Here is a 19,795-nt window from a genome sequence, read left to right as displayed (position 1 = left end):
ATTCCCGCCGGGAGAACCCTGTATGCGTATTACGATCCACCTGTTGCTGGCGCTGTTGCTAAGTGGTTGCAGCGCCTTAAATACCACTCCGCAGCCACCGCCCGTCGCGACATCTCAGGCGCAGTCAATTACCCGCGCCCAGAGTCTCAGCCTGACCCGACTTGGCAATATTACCGCCACCGTGCGCGGCTCACCGGATGATGCCGAACGCGCCATCGCGGCAAAAGCCAATGCGCTGGGTGCCAGTTATTACTACATCATTATGGTCAGTGAAACGGTAATTCCGGCGATGTGGTACGCCACCGCGACACTGTATGGCCCGTCAGCCGCCGGTAGCACGCAGCAATAGACGTGCGCAGTTATCCTCGCTCAGGGTGCTGGTGCCGCGTCTGTCCAGCATCTGGCGGCACCAGGCATCGGCCAGCGGGGGGTCGAGGCTTTTCAGCAGCTGCGCACCCTCTGCCAGCCGCAGCAGCAGGCTGGTGATCTCCCGCGCCTGTGCTTCCTGCGGTTTGCGCAGCCGCAGTTTCAGCTGTCGCCAGCCGCTGTCGAAGTGGCGATTGACGCCTTTTACCGCGTCAAACTCGCGGTTCAGCATCTCCATCACTCCGGGCTGTTTCGCCAGCACGCGCAGCACATCGAGACACATCACATTACCCGAGCCTTCCCAGATACTGTTGACCGGCATTTCACGATACAGGCGTGGCAGTTCGTTCTCTTCGCAGTAGCCAATGCCGCCCAGCACTTCCATCGCTTCGCCAACAAAATTAATGCCGTTTTTGCAGATGACATATTTGGCCGCCGGGGTGAACAGGCGGCTGAAAGCACGCTCGCTCTCATCCGCTGGCGATGACCAGGCGCGTGCCAGCCGCAACAGCAAGGCTGTCTGCCCTTCAAGTTGTAACGCCTGTGCGCTCAATACCTGGCGCATCAGCGGCTGATCGACCAGATTTTTCCCCATCACCTGGCGCTGATGCGCATGATACAGCGCAACCGACAATGCGCGCCGCATCAGCCCATGACTTCCCAGCGCGCAGTCAAAACGGGTATAGCCACCCATTTTCAGGATCTGCCGCACACCATCGCCCTCTTCACCCAGCAGCCAGCCGGTGGCATTACAGAACTCCACTTCGCTACTGGCATTGGAACGATTGCCCAGCTTCTCTTTTAAGCGCTCGATGCGAATCGCGTTACGGCTGCCGTCCGGCAGCAGACGCGGCAGAAAGAAGCAGCTCAGCCCGCCCGGACTCTGCGCCAGCACCAGGTGTGCATCGCTTTGCGGCACCGAGAAAAACCATTTGTGGCCGGTCAGACGATAGGCTTCGCCATTACCGCGGGAAGCCAGCGGTTGCGCCGAGGTGGTATTGCTCAGGACGTCGGTTCCGCCCTGCTTCTCAGTCATTCCCATGCCAATTAACAGACCGCGTTTTTGATCGCCCGGTTGCAAATGCGCATCGTAACGATCTGACAACAGTCCCGGCAACCAGTGGTGAAACGCCGCCGGCAGGCTCTGCTGTAATAACGGAATCGCGCCAAAGGTCATGGTAATCGGGCACAGAGTACCGGCTTCAACCTGGGCATGCTGAATAAAGCGCGCGGCACGGGCAACAAACGCCCCTACACGCGCATCTGCCTGCCAGCACAGGTTGTGGACGCGATTGGCACATAATCCCTGCATCAGTAAATGCCAGGCGGGATGAAAGCGCACCTCATCAAGCCGCTCGCCACAGGCGTTGTAACGGAGCAGCTCGGGCGGCCAGGCATTCGCCAGACGCCCCAGTTCAAGCGACTCGGCGCTGCCCAGCTGCTGTCCGACCGATGCCTGTAACTCGCTGTCCCACTCCGCGCCTTCACGGATCAGGGCTTCGCGCAGCGGCGTATCGGACAGAAACAGATTACTGTTGCTGAGCGGGCGTGGTTGATTAAAAACGGTGTGGGTGTTCCACGTCATTTTTTCTCCCTCATTATCCCTGGCGGGTGCGGACGACAAAATGCGCCCCTGAAGAGAAGTATGAAGCCTGAAGAAAAATATGCCCGAAACGGGAGAGAGATTCGGGGCGTGGGTCACGCCCCGGAGAGATTACTTACTGGTGCGTTGACGCACGGCTTCAAACAGACAGATACCGGTGGCAACGGAAACGTTAAGCGAAGAGACGCTGCCCGCCATTGGGATGCTGATCAGTTCATCACAATGTTCACGCGTCAGACGACGCATACCTTCGCCTTCCGCGCCCATCACCAGCGCCATCGGGCCGGTCATTTTGCTCTGGAACACGGTGTGATCCGCTTCACCGGCGGTGCCGACGATCCAGACATTCGCTTCCTGTAGCACGCGCATGGTACGTGCAAGGTTGGTGACGCGAATCAACGGCACGTTTTCTGCCGCGCCGCTGGCCACTTTTTTCGCCGTCGCATTAAGCTGAGCAGAGCGATCTTTCGGGACGATTACCGCATGAACACCCGCAGCATCGGCGCTGCGCAAGCAGGCACCGAGGTTATGCGGGTCAGTCACGCCGTCGAGGATCAGCAGAAACGGCTGATCAAGACCGGCAATCAGGTCAGGCAGGTCGCCTTCCTGATACTGACGGCCCGGCTTAACGCGTGCGACGATCCCCTGATGAACCGCACCTTCGACTTTGCTATCCAGCCACTGACGGTTGGCTACCTGGATCACGATACCCTGAGCTTCCAGCGCCTTGATCAAAGGTTGCAGGCGACGATCATCGCGCCCTTTCAGAATAAAAACTTCCTGAAAGCGCTGTGGATCGCTATCAAGCAGCGCCTGCACGGCGTGGATACCAAAAACAATTTCACTCATGTGTTTAACTCGATAATCAATTTGCGGGCGGCTTATTCGCCGCCCTTACAGGGTTCCGGGTTATCCGGACCGCGTGTTATGCGCTGGTGTCGCTGTTCTTTTTCGCTGCGCGTTTGGCTTTTGTCGCGGCGGCGATTTTACGGGTTTTATCTGACGGAGTTTTGGCTTTTTTATCTTTTTTCGCCTTACTGCCGCTTTTCGCTTTAGCCTCGCCCTCTTTAGCCGGACGGAACGCGCTGTCAGCTTCGAAATTCGCCCCTTTACGCACTTCACGACGACGTTGGCCACCGTTCTTCGGCGCGGCCTTTTTAGCACGATCGCGTTCGGTTTTGCCTTCGCCGCGTGGTTTACGCTGGCTTGAGATCAACGCAAAATCAATTTTGCGCTCATCCATATGCACCGCTTCAACCCGCACTTCAACGGTATCGCCCAGACGATAAGTCTGACCGCCAGACTCACCAATCAGGCGCTGGCCTACCGCGTCAAAGCGATAGTAGTCGTTGTCGAGCGTCGAGACATGTACCAGACCGTCAATAAACAGATCGATCAGGCGCACGAAGAAGCCAAATCCGGTGACGCTGGCAATCACGCCGGTAAAGGTCTGTCCGACCTGATCCTGCATAAAATCACATTTCAGCCAGTCGGCAACATCACGCGTGGCCTCATCGGCACGACGTTCGGTCATCGAACAGTGCTGACCCAGCTGCAACATCTGCTGCAGATCGTAGTGGTAACCGCCGGTTGGCGTGGTGTTACCGGTCAGCGTGCCCTGCTCACGCGCCAGCAGATACTTGATCGCACGGTGCAGCAGCAGATCGGGATAGCGGCGGATCGGCGAGGTAAAGTGCGCATAAGAGGCGAGCGCCAGGCCGAAGTGACCACGGTTTTCCGGATCGTATACCGCCTGCTTCATCGAGCGCAGCAGCATGGTTTGCAGCATTTCGTGATCGGGACGATCGGCAATCTGCGTCAGCAGCTCCGCGTAGTCGACAGGCTGCGGTTTTGCGCCGCCGCTTAACGACAGGCCGAGCTCGCTCAGCACGGTACGGAAACTTTTGATGTTGTCGTCACTTGGACGATCGTGATCGCGGAACAGTGCCGGTTCGTTATGCTTTTCAACAAAACGCGCCGAAGCAATGTTGGCCAGGATCATGCACTCTTCGATCAGTTTATGCGCATCGTTACGCACCGTGTGTTCAATGCGTTCAATGCGGCGTTCAGCGTTAAAAATAAATTTCGCTTCTTCGGAATCGAAAGAGATACCGCCGCGCTGGGTACGCGCCACTTCCAGCACTTTGTACATGCTGTACAGCTCTTCCAGATGTTTAACCTGCGAATGATACTGTTCACGCAGCGCTTGTTCGCCATCAAGAATATGCCACACCTTGGTGTAGGTCAGACGCGCATGCGAACGCATTACCGCTTCGTAGTGCTTATAGCCGGTCAGTTTACCCTGGGCGGAAATCGTCATCTCACACACCATACACAGGCGATCAACCTGCGGGTTCAGTGAGCACAGACCGTTGGACAGCACTTCCGGCAGCATCGGGACAACCTGCGACGGGAAGTAAACTGACGTGCCACGGTTAACCGCTTCGGTATCCAGCGCCGTGCCAGGACGAACGTAATAACTGACGTCGGCAATCGCCACCCATAAGCGCCAGCCGCCACCGCGTTTCTTCTCGCAATATACGGCGTCATCGAAGTCACGGGCATCTTCACCATCAATGGTCACCAGCGGCAGATCACGCAGATCCACGCGGCCTTTTTTCGCCTCTTCCGGCACTTCTTCGCTCAGTCTGGCGATTTCCGCCTCAACCTGCTCCGGCCAGCCGCTCGGAATCTCATGGGTGCGCAGCGCCATATCAACGGCCAGGCTGGTGCCCATATTGTCGCCGAGGACTTCGACGATCTGACCAATGGCTTTGGTCCGACGCGTTGGGCGTTGTGCCAGTTCCACGACCACGACGGAGCCCATGCGTGCGCCCATAATCGACTCAGGCGGGATCAAAATATCAAAGCTCAGACGGCTGTCATCCGGCACGACAAATCCGGCACCGGCATCGGTAAAGTAGCGGCCAACAATCTGGTTATTGCGCGGCTCAAGCACCCGCACCATCCGCGCTTCACGGCGGCCTTTACGGTCTGCACCCATCGCCTGCGCGAGGATCACATCACCGTGCATACAGACCTTCATCTGCTCAGCAGAGAGATACAGGTCATCTTTCTGGCCTTCAATACGCAGGAAACCATAGCCATCACGATGGCCAATCACTTTCCCGCGCAGTAAATCCAGACGCTCCGGCAGCGCATAGCACTGGCGACGGGTAAACACCAGTTGTCCGTCACGCTCCATGGCGCGCAGGCGACGGCGCAGTGCTTCAAGTTGTTCTTCTCCCTCCATTCCCAGTTCATTTGCCAGCTCTTCGCGGCTGGCCGGTTTCTCACGTTTATCTAAGTGAGAAAGAATAAATTCGCGGCTGGGAATTGGGTTTTCGTATTTTTCAGCTTCTCTTTCCTGAAAAGGATCTTGTGACATATCGGTTCCTCCGTTGTCATCAGCTACTGATTGAAGATCGTTCAACCAGCAGTAATTTGTAGAGCGGGTGATTATCTTCCACGAGGTCGGCAAGGGTATATTTGTCCAGCTCCTGCAGGAAGCACTGCACCGCATCGTGCAGCGCCTTTTTCAGCCTGCAGGCCGATGTGATATGACAGAACTCACTGCTGCAATTAACCAGCTGCAAGGGTTCCATCTCACGGACTACCTCACCAATAATAATCTCTCCGGCCGGTCTTCCCAGTCGGATGCCGCCGTTTTTACCGCGTACTGCGGCAACATAACCAGAACGGCTCAGTTGATTGATGATTTTGACCATGTGATTACGTGACACTTTGTACGTTTCGCTCACCTCAGTAATGCTGGTCATTTGGTCAGCAGGCAGTGATGCAAGAAAGATCAGTGCGCGTAGGCCGTAATCTGTAAAACTCGTTAGCTGCACATTTACCTCAGTGAATCACCGGCGTGGCATCATCCGCTCTGATGCATTTTCTCTAAATGATGATAAACCAGCCCATCAAATTCAGGGCATTTTTTTAAGCAAGTATCCCCATCATACTTCCGGCTAACAATACGTTGGCAGCAAGATGAAGGTTTTTGGGTATGTCGGTTGAAATGAAAATGGCAGGAACTGCAGGCAGAAGGGAGCAACAAGCCGAATAGACAAAGGCCGGACAATGTCCGGCCGGTGCTGAGATTATGCGTCAAACGGGTCGCGCAGAATCATGGTTTCGCTACGGTCCGGGCCAGTAGAAATAATATCAATCGGCACACCGGTAACTTCTTCAATGCGTTTGATGTAGTCAAGCGCAGCTTGTGGCAGACCGTCTACGGTTTTCACGCCAAAGGTGCTTTCGCTCCAGCCTGGCATGGTTTCGTAAATCGGCTCAATGCCTTCCCAGCCTTCAGCTGCCAGCGGAGTGGTGGTCACTTCGCGGCCATCTGGCATACGGTAAGCCACACAGATTTTCACTTCTTTCAGACCATCCAGCACGTCCAGCTTAGTCAGGCAGAAACCTGACAGGGAGTTGATCTGCACTGCACGGCGTACTGCCACTGCATCCAGCCAACCGGTACGACGACGACGGCCAGTGGTTGCACCAAACTCGTTGCCCTGCTTACACAGGAATTCACCGGTTTCGTCAAACAGTTCAGTCGGGAATGGACCTGCACCGACACGCGTGGAGTAAGCTTTGACGATACCCAGCACGTAATCAACATAACGCGGGCCAAGGCCAGAACCGGTCGCCACGCCACCTGCGGTGGTGTTGGACGAGGTGACATACGGATAAGTACCGTGGTCGATATCCAGCAGCGTGCCTTGCGCGCCTTCGAACATCACCAGGTCGCCACGCTGACGCGCGCCATCCAGCAGATCAGAAACGTCAACCACCATGCCGGTCAGGATGTCGGCAATTGCCATCACATCGTTCAGCACGGTATCGTAATCAACCGCTTCTTCTTTGTAGTAGTTCACCAGCGTAAAGTTGTGATATTCCATCACTTCTTTCAGCTTAGCGGCAAAGGTTTCTTTGTTAAACAGGTCGCCAACGCGCAGACCGCGACGGGCAACTTTGTCTTCGTACGCCGGGCCAATACCGCGACCGGTGGTGCCGATAGCTTTCGCACCGCGCGCTTTTTCACGCGCCACATCCAGCGCCACGTGGTATTGCAGAATCAGCGGACAAGCTTCTGAGAGCAGCAGACGTTCACGTACCGGGATACCACGATCTTCCAGGCCTTTCATCTCTTTCATCAGCGCAGCAGGAGACAGCACCACACCGTTGCCGATGATGCTGGTCACGTTATCACGCAGGATGCCAGATGGAATTAAATGGAGGACGGTTTTTTCACCGTTGATGACTAGCGTATGGCCAGCGTTATGACCACCTTGATAACGCACAACGTATTTCGCGCGCTCAGTCAGAAGGTCAACAATCTTACCTTTACCTTCGTCACCCCATTGGGTGCCCAGTACGACTACGTTCTTACCCATTTTCTCAAAATCACCGATTGCTTAAAAATGGATTCTACCATCGTAGTTTTCGTCTTTCAGCACTTTTAGCATACGATTGCGGAGTTTTTTTTCACCAGAGAGCGGTGATTAAGAAACCCCCTGGATATGGGTACTGATCATGTAATAGACCACTATACCTGCGACCACCAGCCCACCGCCAAAACGACGCAGCAGATGATCCGGCAACCGGGTCAATGCGTGGATCATGCTGCGCCAGCCGCGCGGAAATAACATCGGGCCCAGCCCTTCCAGTACCAGCACTAAAGCCAGCGCCAGCCATATTGTCGAATTCATAGTGATTCCAATAAAAAAAGGGCCGGAATATTTTCCGGCCCACAAAGTTGTTGCAGTAACGATTAACGCGTCGCGTTAGACGGTGACTTCATAAAGCGGAAGAAATCACTGTCCGGGCTCAGCACCATCACGTCACGGTTGCCGTTGAAGCTGCTGTCGTAAGCACGCAGGCTACGAATAAAGGCGTAGAAATCCGGATCCTGACTGAATGCATTGGCAAACAGTTTAGCCGCTTCGGCATCGCCTTCACCGCGGGTAATCAGTGCCTGACGCTGCGCTTCTGCCAGCGTACGGGTCACTTCATAATCCGAGGTAGCACGCAGTTTCTCTGCCTCTTCCTGACCTTGTGAACGCTGGCTACGCGCTACCGCTTCACGTTCAGCACGCATACGGTTGTAGATCGCGTCAGAGACTTCAGTTGGCAGGTTGATCTGCTTAATGCGCACATCCACCACCTGAATACCCAGCGCCGCCATACTGTTCGGATTGATCTCAGGCTCTTTGCTGTTGGTTTCAATCTCAACGCGTGCCGCTGCCGATGCAATCGCATCATCCGCTGCCGGGGTGGCGACTTCATCATCGTTACCCGCACTACCGGTGTTCAGCGCATCACGTACGTCGGTGGTCAGACGGCCACGCGAGTCGGTGACGATATCTTTCACATCCAGACGACCCATCTCAGAACGCAGACGGTCACTGAACTTACGTTTTAACAGCACTTCCGCCTGAGAAACGTCACCACCACCGGTTGCCAGGTAGTAGCGGCTGAAATCACTGATCCGCCATTTGATATAAGAATCAACGATCAGGTCTTTCTTCTCTTTGGTAACAAAGCGATCGGCCTGGTTATCCATGGTCTGGGTACGGGCATCCAGCGTCTTCACCGATTCGATAAATGGAATCTTAAAGTGCAGACCTGGTGACACCACCAGCGGTTTGTTTTCATCATCGCGCAGAACTTTACCAAAGCGCATCACAATGCCACGCTGGCCTTCCTGCACGATATACAGTGACGCGTACAGCACCACCAGCACAACAATCAATAGTACGATTAATGGCTTACGCATCGCTTACTCTCTCCCTTCGCGCTGGGTATCGTTGCGCTGAGCATTCGCCCGGCGCTGATCCATGATGTTTTCTGGACTGAACGACGAACTGCTACTGGCGCGATCGTTACTGTTGTTCGAGGCCGGCGGCAGGCGCAACAGGCTGTTACTACTGCTGTCCTGAGTATTGGTTCCCGGCGTACCCGCGTTACCACCACGCATCAGCTGGTCGAGAGGCAACACCATCAGGTTATTACCTTTATCGTTAACCAACACTTTGCGCGTCTGACTCAGCACACGTTCCATGGTTTCGATATACAGACGTTCACGGGTAATCTCAGGTGCCGCTTTATATTCCGGCAGCAGCTTGGCAAAGCGCGCCACTTCACCCTGAGCTTCCAGTACGGTACGGGCTTTATAAGCACGCGCCTCTTCCAGAATACGCTGCGCCTGACCGTTAGCACGTGGCTGAACTTCGTTGGCGTAGGCTTCTGCTTCACGAACATACTGTTCACGGTTTTCGCGCGCCGCGATAGCATCATCAAATGCGGCTTTCACTTCTTCAGGTGGACGCGCCGCCTGGAAGTTAACATCCAGCAGAGTGATACCCATATCGTACGGACGAATGGTCTCTTCCAGCTCTCGCTGCGTCTCACTACGCACCACGGTACGGCCTTCAGTCAGGATACGGTCCATGGTGGAACGCCCGATAACGCCACGCAGGGCGCTGTCAGTCGCCTGACGCAGGCTGTCATCAGCATTGACGACGGCAAACAGGTAACGTTCCGGGTTGGTCACGCGATACTGGACGTTCATCTCAACGCGCACCACGTTTTCGTCAGACGTCAGCATCACACCGGATGCCGCCAGTTCACGCACCGCTTCGACGTTAACCGCACGCACCTGATCGATAAAGGTCGGTTTCCAGTTCAGACCCGGTTCAACCAGGTGATCAAATTTGCCGAAACGGGTAACCGCACCGCGCTCAGCTTCTTTGATGGTATAGAAACCACTTGCTGCCCAGACAACGACGGCAGCAACCGCAACGATACCGACCAGTCGACGCCCACCGCGCCCTGACGAGCGTTGGCCGCCACTGTTATCGTTGTTGTTATTTTTGCCACCGCCCAGTCCACCAAGCTTCTTGCTCAGTTTACGGAAGATATCATCAAGATCAGGAGGCCCCTTATCGCGCCCTCCCTTATTTCCCCCAGAGTTGCCGCCTTGATTATTGCTGCTTCCCCACGGGTCGCGGTCCTGTCCGTTATTCCCGGGCTGATTCCACGCCATGTTTATACTCCATTAATTGTGTGTGCGGTGGTATCCCAGGCCGGGATACGCGTTTCAGGCAAAATCAGTCAAACAATGTAATCCACCAGTGCCGGTTCCTGTTTACACAGTCGACGCCAGTCAATAATCGGCATGCGTATATGCAAACCTACGCTACCATCTTCTTCATTCCACTCTTTTTCTATCGCCTGTAGCTGATAGAAACGGCTGCGTAACCGCCCCGCTTCTGGCGGCAGACGTAAATCATACTGCGCTATCTCGCCAGCCAGACGTTCGGTCAGTGCCTGGAACAGTAGCGGCACGCCGACACCGGTTTGCGCCGATAACCAGACCCGAACCGGCATATTTTCTTCGTTGCGATCGATGCGCGGCTCAAAATCCTCCAGCATATCGATTTTATTCATCACTAATAGCTGAGGGATCGCGTCCGATTCAATCTCTTCAAGCACCACATCGACCGCTTCAATATTCTCATCGACGCGCTGATCGGCGGCATCAATAATATGCAGCAGCAGCGAGGCCTGACGCGTTTCCTGCAACGTCGCCTTAAACGCCGCAACTAAGTCATGCGGCAGGTGGCGAATAAAGCCCACGGTATCCGCCAGCACCACTTCGCCAACATCCGCGACATCAACCCGGCGCAGGGTCGGATCCAGCGTGGCAAACAGCTGGTCGGCTGCGTAAACATCGGCCGAAGTGATGCAGTTAAACAGCGTCGATTTACCGGCGTTGGTATAACCGACCAGCGACACGGTCGGTACATCGGCCTTGGCGCGGGCTTGTCTGCCCTGATCGCGCTGCTTTTCCACGCGCGCCAGACGAGAAAGAATCAGGGTAATACGATTGCGCAGTAAGCGTCGGTCAGTTTCCAGCTGGGTTTCACCCGGGCCGCGCAAACCAATACCGCCTTTCTGGCGTTCAAGGTGCGTCCAGCCACGAACCAGACGGGTTGCCAGATGGCGAAGCTGAGCCAGCTCGACCTGTAATTTACCTTCGTGGGTACGGGCGCGCTGGGCAAAAATATCAAGGATTAAACCGGTGCGATCGATCACGCGACACTCGCACAGACGCTCAAGATTTCGCTCCTGAGCCGGGGTTAAGGCGTGATCAAATAACACCACCGATGCACCGCTGGATTTTACCGCATCGGCAATTTCGACTGCCTTTCCTTCACCGACAAAATATTTGGGATGAGGTGCTTTACGGCTGCCTGTTACTACACGCAGCGCTTCGACACCCGCGGAAGAGACCAGAGTTTCAAACTCCATCAGGTCTTCCATATCTTTGTCTTGCGAGAAATAGATGTGAACCAGGACGGCCTGTTCACCGGCATCGTAACGGTCAAACAAGCGTAGGACCTCTCATTGTAAATAGAACCGAGACGGGGAACTCAGTGAAAAATGAACTCCCCGTCCAGGCAGTACGGCAAACGCGCTTACTCAGCGTTCTCACCGTCTTGTTGTGGCTGCGAAGGTGCCGCCGTATTACTACCGCCGTGATGATAGTTGCTGCTTCCGCCACCCGCATTGTTACTGTGATGGGAGACCGGACGGGACGGAACAACGGTAGAGATAGCGTGCTTATACACCATCTGGCTGACCGTGTTTTTTAACAAAATGACAAACTGATCAAAAGACTCAATCTGACCTTGCAGTTTGATACCATTCACCAAATAAATCGAAACCGGAACACGTTCGCGACGCAATGCGTTTAAGAACGGATCTTGCAATGATTGCCCCTTAGCCATTCTATCTTTTCCTTATATGCTTGTTGTTTGTTACTTAAGAACCCTGCGGTCCTGAAATACTACGTAAAAATTTGCGCACGATAACGCACCAATTGTACACAATCACCCATGCTTCGCACTAAGAACCTGTAATACCGCATCACGGGCTAATTCAGGCTGTTCGCTATCAAGCCAGTGAACATTCTGCCAGCCACGTAACCAGGTTATCTGACGCTTAGCCAGCTGCCGGGTCGCGCAAATCCCCCGATAAACCATATCGTCATAGTCGGTTTCACCCGCCAGATAAGACCACATCTGGCGGTAGCCAACACAACGAATGGAAGGCAAGTCCGTATGCAAATCTTCTCGTGCAAACAGTGCCCGAGCCTCCGCTTCAAAACCTGACGCTAACATCTGCTTAAAACGCATTTCAATACGTTGGTGCAACAATTCGCGATTCGCGGGGGCGATCGCGAACTGACTCACCTCATAAGGCAATGCTTCGCCCGATGTTTTTGTCAGCTCCGTTAAAGTTTTACCCGAAATAAAAAAAACTTCCAGTGCTCGCGAGAGTCTCTGGGGATCATTCGGATGAATACGACTACCAGCAACGGGATCTATTTCACATAATTGACGGTGCAAGGCTTCCCAACCCTGGTCACTCGCCATCTGCTCAATACGCTGGCGCACCTCCGGGTCAGCCGAGGGCAACGGCGACAACCCATCCAGTAACGCCTTGTAGTAGAGCATGGTACCACCAACAAGCAACGGAATTCGGCCTTCACGGCTAATATCCGCCATTTCTGCTAATGCATCACGGCGAAACTCCGCCGCCGAGTAGGCTTGCGAAGGATCGCGAATATCCAGCAGACGATGAGGCGCCTGCGCTAACTCTTCCGCAGAAGGCTTGGCAGTGCCAATATCCATTCCGCGATAAATCAGTGCTGAGTCAACGCTGATCAACTCTACCGGCAGATGTTTACGTAGCTCAATGGCTAACGCGGTCTTACCGGAAGCCGTTGGCCCCATCAAAAAAATTGCCTTAGGCCGGCCAGCCATTGTTCTGTCACTCATGCTTCAGGGCGGTCAACGCCGTATCAATATCGATCGGTTGCACTAATCCAGAAGGTGGCGATTTGATCAGTGCCGGACAAAGTCGTTCGACTTCCGCCAGCAGTGCAATCGCCTGCGAGTGATTCCAGTGCGGATGTTCTGCCATTGCGTGGCGTGCCAGCCATTGTGCAACCGAGGCTGGCGAGGCATCCTGCTGCCGGGCGAGATAGCCTAACAGTTCTGGAATCAAGTTTTGTAAATTTTGTTGGCGTAATGGTAAAGGGACCGCGCGAAGCGTCACATGCTGGGCGTCCAGCTGCAGATCAATGCCCAGCCGGGTCAGTAACTCAGCAAAACGCCCCATAGCCTCACGCTCCGGCTTATCTACTTTTAATCTTACCGGAATCAACAGCGGCTGCGGTTTTAGTCCTTCGTCAGCGGGGTCGAGCTGAGTCTGTTTCAGCCAGCGGTCGGCGACCGGCAAGGCAATCAGCGCCAGACCGGTGCCGCGCTCAATCAGCGCATAATGCTCACGCACCACCGTCAGCACGCGACCAAAGCTCTGGCTGTGCGCATGCAGTGGCTCTTCCGGTTTCTGCGCAGGTGTAACGGCCGGGGCCGCTTCGCGCGCGCGCGGCGGTTCCGGGGTTTTCAGCAATTGCTGATACGCCTTACCTTCACGCGGCTGATAGCCGGGTTCCTTGCGCTGCCAGTTGCTGTTTCCGCCGCCGCCTGAACCTGAAGAGACTCCCGACGCAGAGGTGGGCGCAGCAGGCGTGGCAAAATGGTTAGCCCCGGCCGCCTGACGGTTTTCCGGCTGCCAGCGTTCGGCTGGTGCTTCCGGCGTGGCAAGTTCGGCTAACGTTTCCGCCCCGGTTTCCTGTAGCGCACTCAGCACCCCTTGATAGATAAAATCATGTACCAGCCGCGACTGATGGAAACGCACTTCATGCTTGGCCGGATGGACGTTAACATCCACCTGGTGCGGATCAATTTGCAGGTACAGCACATAGGCGGGCTGATGATCATCGCCCAGTTTATCCTGATAGGCCTGACGAATCGCGTGGTTGATCAAACGATCGCGCATCATGCGACCATTCACATAGCAATATTGCAGCTCCGTCACCTGACGTGAACCGGCAGGATCGGCGACCCAGCCACGTAAATTAAGATCGCCATGCTGCCACTCAATCGCCAGCGCATGGGTCATAAAGGCGCTGCCGCAAATTGCGCCCAGTCGACGTTCCTGCTGGCTGCTTTCGCTGACACCACGGTACTGGCGTACCATTTTACCGTTGTGGGTCAACGAAATGGCGACATCAAAGCGCGCCAGCGCAATGCGGCGTATCACTTCATCAATATGGGTGAATTCGGTTTTTTCGGTGCGCATAAATTTGCGCCGCGCCGGCGTGTTATAAAACAGGTCGAGCACTTCCAGCGTGGTACCCACCGGGTGCGCGGCAGGTTTTACCGTCACCGTCATATCGCGCCCTTCCGCATAGGCTTGCCAGGCTTCGTTTTGCGCTTCGGTACGCGAGGTCAGCGTCAGGCGGGAAACCGAGCTGATACTGGCGAGGGCTTCACCGCGAAAGCCAAGACTGACAATCGCTTCCAGATCGTCAAGGGTGGTGATTTTGCTGGTGGCATGACGCGCCAGTGCCATGGCCAGTTCGTCTTTATTAATGCCACAGCCATTGTCACGGATACGAATCAGTTTTGCGCCACCCTTTTCGATATCTATATCGATGCGAGTCGCGCCAGCATCCAGGCTGTTCTCCACCAGTTCCTTGACCACCGACGCGGGTCGTTCAACCACTTCACCGGCCGCGATTTGGTTAGCCAGTTGGGGTGGTAACACCTGAATGGGCATGGTTAATCCTTGTATGTTGAGACGCCGCTTTTTCCGTAGGGGCAGCGTTTTCACCGCCCGTGCCGAAAGTTTGCCTCCGGCACGCCATCAGAAGGGGAGCCGAAAACGGCTCCGTTGGACTGATCAGGATGCCGGGATGGTTAGGGTTTGCCCCAACATCACATTCGAACTTTTCATATTGTTCGCCTGCATAATGGCTTTCGAGCTGACGCCATAATGAACGGCAATGGCTGTCAGAGAGTCGCCGCGCACCACTTTATGCTTCTTCGGTTTATTGCTGGCGGCTGCTGTAGTGGTGGCGCTCGCCGGAACTTTCAAGCGCTGCCCGACCCAGACGCCATCTTTTTTAAGCTTGTTGAGCGAACGCAACGTTGCCATGCTGACACCATACCGTGACGCAATACCCGACAGCGTTTCACCACGCTGCACGACATGGCGTTTGGTGGCACCGGTATACAGCGTCGCCGTCGGTGAACTGTTTGCCTCTGTGTTAACCGCCGCTGTGGACTCCAGCGGTCGGTTTTCCTGCTTTGGGCCGGATTGTAGCGGATGCGTCAGGAAGTAGTTGCGCAGTCCTTTATAAATCGACTGGGCAATCTTCTCCTGGTACGCGCTACTGCCAAGCAGTCGCTCCTCCGCAGGGTTACTGATAAAGCCGGTTTCCACTAGCAGTGACGGAATATCCGGCGAACGCAGCACGCCAAGGCTGGCATGTTCCGGGCGACGCTTATGCAGCGAACCCACATGCTGCAACTGGGCAATCACTTTCATCGCAACGTCATAGCCGACGCGCTGCGAGTGACCAAACTGCAAATCCAGCACGGCCTGGCTCAGATAGGGATCGGCCTGACTGTTGGCCAGCAAATCACCTGCGCCGCCCAGCAGTTCCGACTGTTTCTCGTGCTGCTCCAGCCAGTTAGCCATTTCACTGTTGGCGCGACGGTTAGAAAGCACCCAAACTGACGCCCCTGATGCGCTGCGATTTGGCGCGGCGTCGGCGTGGATCGAGATCAGCACATTGGCATTTTGCTTACGCGCCACGTCAGAGCGGCCCATTACCGAAATAAAATAGTCGCCATCACGGGTCAGCACGCCTTTGAACATCGGGTCGTCATTCAGCAACGCCTTAAGCTTGCGCGCGATGGCAATGGTGACATTTTTCTCTTTCAGACCATCACGACCAATGGCACCCGGATCCTGGCCGCCATGTCCGGCATCGATGGCGACTACGACGGTATCATTGGCGCTGGTGCTGTTGCGTCCCGGAGCCACGCGCGTATTGCCGCTGGTCACCGCCGTCACTTTATTGCCATCAAACGGATTACGCTCCGGTTTCGCTGGCGCAGTGGCGGTTACCGGATTGCTGCGCGTGGCGCTGCTCACGGCTGCCGGGCGCGCGCTGCTGCGGTTAGCGGTTTGCGTGCCGGTAATAGTGAACACCACATCATAATTGTTGCCATTGCGCTGAGTCACCGCACGGGTGCGCCCGGCCTGAGTCAATTCAAAGACCAGCCGGATACTCTGGCTGTCTTTCGGCTGGCTGGAACGAATACGTTTGACGATATTATCACCGCTAAAGGTCAGCGGCAGCCCCTGGATCACACCACTCTGGCGAATATCCAGCACCACCCGCTCCGGGCTGTGCAGCGGGAAAAAACCGTAAACCGGCTGACCGTTAAAGCTCAGGGTGACCGTAGCTTTGTTGTCACCATTGGAAACTTTAATATCAGACAGATTCGCTGCCAGCGAGGAAAATGAAACCAGACAACATGCCAATATCAACGCTAATTTAACGCGAAACATCATGGGCGATCCTTGTTCGCGGTGAACTGCTGCAACATACGTTCTCCTGCAGTAGAAAGTGCGGTGATTTCAGCCCGACGCGCCTGTGCCTGATAGTGCAGATGCAGCGCTAAGTCAGGCGGCGGCAATACGCCTTCGCCCTGTTGCGGCCACTCCACCAGACAAATCGTATCGTCAGCAAAATAGTCACGAATTCCCATAAATTCCAGCTCTTCAGGATCGGCCAGACGATAGAGATCAAAATGATAAACCGTGCGACCAGGCAGCGTATAGGGTTCGACCAAGGTATAAGTCGGGCTTTTGACATTACCCTGATGACCCAGCGCCTGTAAAAATCCGCGACTAAAGGTGGTTTTGCCAGCACCTAAATCGCCATAAAGATGGATGACCGCCGCGCTGTCGCAAGCGCGGGCCACTTTGGCACCCAGTTCAAGGGTTGCTGCCTCATCGGGCAATGCGATTACACTGGTATTCATGCTTTAGTATTCGAGATCTCAGGATTGACAAACAGATACAGCTCGGAAAACAGATCGGTTGCTAACATCCCGCGAGTGCCATAGCGTGCAGCTATCGCATCGGCGGTCGCGCCATGTACCACACAGCCGGCACAGGCAGCATCATACAATGAGAGTTTTTGCCCTGACAGTGCGCCGATAATACCAGAAAGCACATCGCCCATGCCGCCAGAGGCCATACCGGCATTGCCGACATCCGCAAACGCCAGTTCGCCTTGCTGACTGGCGATAATGGTGCCAGCACCTTTCAGTACCACCACTCCGCCATAGCGTTTTACCAGGCGCTGCGCTGCATGTAAGCGGTCACTCTCAATTTCAGCGGTTTTAATATTCAGCAACCGTGCTGCTTCGCCAGGATGCGGCGTAATAATCCGATTCTGACGTTTCTCAGGGCTGATTGCCAGCAGGTTAAGCGCATCTGCGTCCCAAAGCATCGGTTTCTGACTGTTTTCAACCTTTTTCAGCGCCTTCTTACCCCAGTCCCCCTGACCCAGGCCGGGGCCGATCACAATCACATCGGCCCATTCCAGTCCGTCATCCAGCGCTTCGGCGGTCAGTTCCTGCACCATCAGTTCCGGGCGGGCGGTCAGCAGGGAAGCAATATTTTGTTTGTGAGTAAGTACTCGCACTAAGCCAGCACCACTGCGCAGCGCCGCCTCACTGGTCATGCGTATGGCGCCGGCGGTGCCATGATCGCCACCAATAACCAATAAACGCCCGTTATCGCCTTTATGTGAGGTTGCACGGCGGGGTGTTAGCCACCGGGATAAATCACTGGCGTCATAGCGCATCATCGGAGCCTGTTGGCCCGCCAGCCAATTCTCCAGCCCGAGCGCGTGATAGTTCAGTTTGCCAACATAGTCGCGGGCTTTCCCGGTCAGCAGACCGGGTTTCAAAGCGATAAAGGCCAGGGTTTCTGCCGCTTCGATGACATTTCCGGGGGCAGTTCCGTTAGCTGCCTGCAAACCGGAAGGAATATCGACGGCAAAAATTGGCGCATGATGCTGATTGGCCTTAGTAATTAACGCATCATATGGCGCGTGTGGCGGACGGTTTAATCCGGTGCCCAGCAGAGCATCGATAATCACGTCCACTTTTTCCGGCCAGGCGGCATCGGCAGCGTGAATCAAACCACCTGCCGCCAGCCAGCTATCACGTGCGGTCTGCGCCTCTTCCGCGAGTGGTTTACTGCCTTCACACGCCAGCAGCGTCACCTCAAACCCCACCGCCTGCGCCAGTCGCGCGACAATATAACCGTCACCGCCATTATTGCCGTGGCCGCATAAAATCAGCCAGTGGCGGGCATCCGGCCAGCGCCGGGTGAGATGTTCAAATGCCGCCCCACCCGCACGCTGCATCAGTTCGAACAGCGAAATACCGAGGCTGTCGGCGGCGGCAGTTTCCAGTTGGCTTATCGCCTCCGCAGGCCATACAGAGTGTGGTAAACTAGCCGGGTTTTCTCTTAGGTTATGGTCAGTCATGTCGCACCCTCTCGATCTCCATCAGCTTGCCCAGGATATTAAACAGTGGGGACTGTCGCTCGGTTTTCAGCAGGTCGGTATTTGCGATACCGATTTAACGCCGGAAGAGCCGCGGCTACAGGCATGGCTGGACAAACAATACCATGGCGAAATGGACTGGATGGCGCGTCATGGCATGATGCGCGCCCGTCCGCATGAACTGTTGCCCGGCACACTGCGCGTGATCAGCGTGCGGATGAACTATCTTCCTGCCAAAGCGGCGTTTGCCAGCACGCTGAAAAATCCCCGTCTGGGATATGTTAGTCGTTATGCACTGGGACGTGATTACCACAAAGTATTACGCAATCGACTGAAAAAGCTCGGCGATATGATCCGCGAGCGCTGTAGCGACACGCAATACCGTCCGTTTGTCGACTCGGCTCCACTGCTGGAGCGCCCGCTGGCAGTTAAAGCCGGACTGGGCTGGACCGGTAAACACTCTTTGATTCTGAATCGCGAAGCAGGTTCGTGGTTTTTCCTCGGCGAGCTGTTAATTGATATTCCATTACCGGTGGATCAACCGCAGGAAGAGAACTGTGGACGCTGCGTGGCTTGTATTACTACTTGCCCGACCGGCGCGATTGTCGAACCCTATGTGGTCGATGCGCGGCGCTGTATTTCTTATCTCACTATCGAGCTGGAAGGCGCTATTCCCGAGGAGTTCCGGCCGCTGATTGGCAACCGGATTTACGGTTGCGACGACTGCCAGTTAATTTGTCCATGGAACCGTTACGGCCGGCTTACCGACGAAGACGATTTTAGTCCGCGTGCGGTGCTGCATGCCCCGCCGCTGAACGAACTTTTCGCCTGGGATGAAGCAAAATTTTTACGGATTACCGAAGGCTCGGCGATTCGCCGCATTGGTCATCTGCGCTGGTTACGTAATATTGCGGTGGCGATGGGCAATGCGCCCTGGGATACAGAAATTGTGGCGGCACTGACCGCGCGGGAAGGTGAAAATGCCATGCTGGACGAGCATATTCACTGGGCACTGGCGCAACAGCAGAGTAAACGCGCCGAACAGGTGATTGAGGTTCAACGCCCTCAGCAAAAACGACTGGTGCGGGCGATCGAGAAGGGATTACCGCGTGATGCATAAGCGTACAATTTATTGCCGCACTAATCACCGCAACTTTTCCACACGCTGTGAATAAAAATAAAAAAGCGTTGCCATTCAACTGTAACAGGCACTGACCGCGATCGGCGTAATAAACCATACCAATTTTTTATCTTTTTAAATCACATACTTATATTTTATATGTAAAAATCAGCTGCGGCTATTC

General features: G+C 55.1%; 17 protein-coding genes. 2 read left to right on the top strand and 15 right to left on the bottom strand.

Annotated elements, in window-relative coordinates:
• The first annotated feature begins 22 nt into the window (after positions 1–22).
• Positions 23–349, top strand: a complete 327-nt coding sequence (bsmA, locus tag NG42_RS08265) for a biofilm peroxide resistance protein BsmA (RefSeq protein ID WP_052898840.1) — start codon at positions 23–25, stop codon at positions 347–349.
• Here the strand turns inward: bsmA and NG42_RS08260 are convergent.
• The 15 genes from NG42_RS08260 to nnr form a co-directional block, all read right to left on the bottom strand.
• On the bottom strand, positions 323–1,951 hold the full coding sequence (locus NG42_RS08260; RefSeq protein WP_052898839.1) for an isovaleryl-CoA dehydrogenase: 1,629 nt from the start codon (positions 1,949–1,951) through the stop codon (positions 323–325). The two genes, bsmA and NG42_RS08260, sit on opposite strands and share 27 nt — an antisense overlap.
• A 129-nt stretch (positions 1,952–2,080) precedes the next feature.
• Positions 2,081–2,818 (bottom strand): 23S rRNA (guanosine(2251)-2'-O)-methyltransferase RlmB, encoded by a 738-nt coding sequence (rlmB, locus tag NG42_RS08255; protein ID WP_052898838.1) that lies wholly within the window; start codon positions 2,816–2,818, stop codon positions 2,081–2,083.
• Positions 2,819–2,894: 76 nt separating this feature from the next.
• Complete coding sequence (gene rnr / locus NG42_RS08250; RefSeq protein WP_052898837.1) at positions 2,895–5,357, bottom strand: ribonuclease R; 2,463 nt, start codon at positions 5,355–5,357, stop codon at positions 2,895–2,897.
• Between the two features lie 19 nt (positions 5,358–5,376).
• The gene (gene nsrR / locus NG42_RS08245; protein ID WP_052898836.1) at positions 5,377–5,820 is read right to left on the bottom strand and encodes a nitric oxide-sensing transcriptional repressor NsrR; all 444 of its coding nucleotides are present in this window, start codon (positions 5,818–5,820) and stop codon (positions 5,377–5,379) included.
• A 255-nt stretch (positions 5,821–6,075) separates the two neighbouring features.
• On the bottom strand, positions 6,076–7,374 hold the full coding sequence (locus NG42_RS08240; RefSeq protein WP_052898835.1) for an adenylosuccinate synthase: 1,299 nt from the start codon (positions 7,372–7,374) through the stop codon (positions 6,076–6,078).
• 108 nt (positions 7,375–7,482) lie between these two features.
• Positions 7,483–7,689, bottom strand: a complete 207-nt coding sequence (locus NG42_RS08235; RefSeq protein ID WP_052898834.1) for a DUF2065 domain-containing protein — start codon at positions 7,687–7,689, stop codon at positions 7,483–7,485.
• A 62-nt stretch (positions 7,690–7,751) separates the two neighbouring features.
• Positions 7,752–8,756, bottom strand: coding sequence for a protease modulator HflC (gene hflC, locus NG42_RS08230; protein WP_052898833.1), 1,005 nt, complete (start codon positions 8,754–8,756; stop codon positions 7,752–7,754).
• 3 nt (positions 8,757–8,759) lie between these two features.
• On the bottom strand, positions 8,760–10,025 hold the full coding sequence (hflK, locus tag NG42_RS08225) for an FtsH protease activity modulator HflK (protein WP_052898832.1): 1,266 nt from the start codon (positions 10,023–10,025) through the stop codon (positions 8,760–8,762).
• A gap of 68 nt (positions 10,026–10,093) precedes the next feature.
• Positions 10,094–11,374, bottom strand: a complete 1,281-nt coding sequence (gene hflX, locus NG42_RS08220; protein ID WP_052898831.1) for a ribosome rescue GTPase HflX — start codon at positions 11,372–11,374, stop codon at positions 10,094–10,096.
• An 86-nt stretch (positions 11,375–11,460) separates the two neighbouring features.
• Positions 11,461–11,772 (bottom strand): RNA chaperone Hfq, encoded by a 312-nt coding sequence (hfq, locus tag NG42_RS08215; protein ID WP_052898830.1) that lies wholly within the window; start codon positions 11,770–11,772, stop codon positions 11,461–11,463.
• 102 nt (positions 11,773–11,874) lie between these two features.
• Positions 11,875–12,825 (bottom strand): tRNA (adenosine(37)-N6)-dimethylallyltransferase MiaA, encoded by a 951-nt coding sequence (gene miaA, locus NG42_RS08210; RefSeq protein ID WP_052898829.1) that lies wholly within the window; start codon positions 12,823–12,825, stop codon positions 11,875–11,877.
• On the bottom strand, positions 12,818–14,674 hold the full coding sequence (gene mutL / locus NG42_RS08205; RefSeq protein ID WP_052898828.1) for a DNA mismatch repair endonuclease MutL: 1,857 nt from the start codon (positions 14,672–14,674) through the stop codon (positions 12,818–12,820). The genes miaA and mutL overlap by 8 nt, the downstream gene beginning before the upstream one ends.
• A gap of 123 nt (positions 14,675–14,797) precedes the next feature.
• Positions 14,798–16,480, bottom strand: coding sequence for an N-acetylmuramoyl-L-alanine amidase AmiB (gene amiB, locus NG42_RS08200; protein ID WP_052898827.1), 1,683 nt, complete (start codon positions 16,478–16,480; stop codon positions 14,798–14,800).
• A complete protein-coding gene (gene tsaE / locus NG42_RS08195) occupies positions 16,477–16,953 on the bottom strand; it encodes a tRNA (adenosine(37)-N6)-threonylcarbamoyltransferase complex ATPase subunit type 1 TsaE (protein ID WP_052898826.1) in 477 nt (158 codons plus the stop codon). The genes amiB and tsaE overlap by 4 nt, the downstream gene beginning before the upstream one ends.
• On the bottom strand, positions 16,950–18,473 hold the full coding sequence (nnr, locus tag NG42_RS08190) for a bifunctional ADP-dependent NAD(P)H-hydrate dehydratase/NAD(P)H-hydrate epimerase (RefSeq protein ID WP_052898825.1): 1,524 nt from the start codon (positions 18,471–18,473) through the stop codon (positions 16,950–16,952). Before nnr ends, tsaE begins: the two co-directional genes overlap by 4 nt.
• On the opposite strand from nnr, the gene queG reads away from it, so the two are divergent.
• Positions 18,472–19,611 carry a tRNA epoxyqueuosine(34) reductase QueG gene (gene queG, locus NG42_RS08185; RefSeq protein WP_052898824.1) on the top strand — a complete coding sequence of 380 codons (1,140 nt, stop codon included), beginning with the start codon at positions 18,472–18,474 and terminating at the stop codon, positions 19,609–19,611. The two genes, nnr and queG, sit on opposite strands and share 2 nt — an antisense overlap.
• The last annotated feature ends 184 nt before the right edge of the window (positions 19,612–19,795 follow it).

The organism is Winslowiella iniecta, from assembly GCF_001267535.1.
GTDB lineage: Bacteria > Pseudomonadota > Gammaproteobacteria > Enterobacterales > Enterobacteriaceae > Erwinia > Erwinia iniecta.
This window is presented reverse-complemented; position numbering and strand designations above follow the sequence as displayed.

Bases quoted from the DNA above. Each gene is read 5' to 3' on its own strand.
- bsmA (WP_052898840.1), top strand. From the start codon at position 23: ATGCGTATTACGATCCACCTGTTGCTGGCGCTGTTGCTAAGTGGTTGC.
- NG42_RS08260 (WP_052898839.1), bottom strand. From the start codon at position 1,951: ATGACGTGGAACACCCACACCGTTTTTAATCAACCACGCCCGCTCAGC.
- rlmB (WP_052898838.1), bottom strand. From the start codon at position 2,818: ATGAGTGAAATTGTTTTTGGTATCCACGCCGTGCAGGCGCTGCTTGAT.
- rnr (WP_052898837.1), bottom strand. From the start codon at position 5,357: ATGTCACAAGATCCTTTTCAGGAAAGAGAAGCTGAAAAATACGAAAAC.
- NG42_RS08240 (WP_052898835.1), bottom strand. From the start codon at position 7,374: ATGGGTAAGAACGTAGTCGTACTGGGCACCCAATGGGGTGACGAAGGT.
- NG42_RS08235 (WP_052898834.1), bottom strand. From the start codon at position 7,689: ATGAATTCGACAATATGGCTGGCGCTGGCTTTAGTGCTGGTACTGGAA.
- hflC (WP_052898833.1), bottom strand. From the start codon at position 8,756: ATGCGTAAGCCATTAATCGTACTATTGATTGTTGTGCTGGTGGTGCTG.
- hflK (WP_052898832.1), bottom strand. From the start codon at position 10,025: ATGGCGTGGAATCAGCCCGGGAATAACGGACAGGACCGCGACCCGTGG.
- hfq (WP_052898830.1), bottom strand. From the start codon at position 11,772: ATGGCTAAGGGGCAATCATTGCAAGATCCGTTCTTAAACGCATTGCGT.
- miaA (WP_052898829.1), bottom strand. From the start codon at position 12,825: ATGAGTGACAGAACAATGGCTGGCCGGCCTAAGGCAATTTTTTTGATG.
- mutL (WP_052898828.1), bottom strand. From the start codon at position 14,674: ATGCCCATTCAGGTGTTACCACCCCAACTGGCTAACCAAATCGCGGCC.
- amiB (WP_052898827.1), bottom strand. From the start codon at position 16,480: ATGATGTTTCGCGTTAAATTAGCGTTGATATTGGCATGTTGTCTGGTT.
- tsaE (WP_052898826.1), bottom strand. From the start codon at position 16,953: ATGAATACCAGTGTAATCGCATTGCCCGATGAGGCAGCAACCCTTGAA.
- queG (WP_052898824.1), top strand. From the start codon at position 18,472: ATGTCGCACCCTCTCGATCTCCATCAGCTTGCCCAGGATATTAAACAG.
- nnr (WP_052898825.1), bottom strand. From the start codon at position 18,473: ATGACTGACCATAACCTAAGAGAAAACCCGGCTAGTTTACCACACTCT.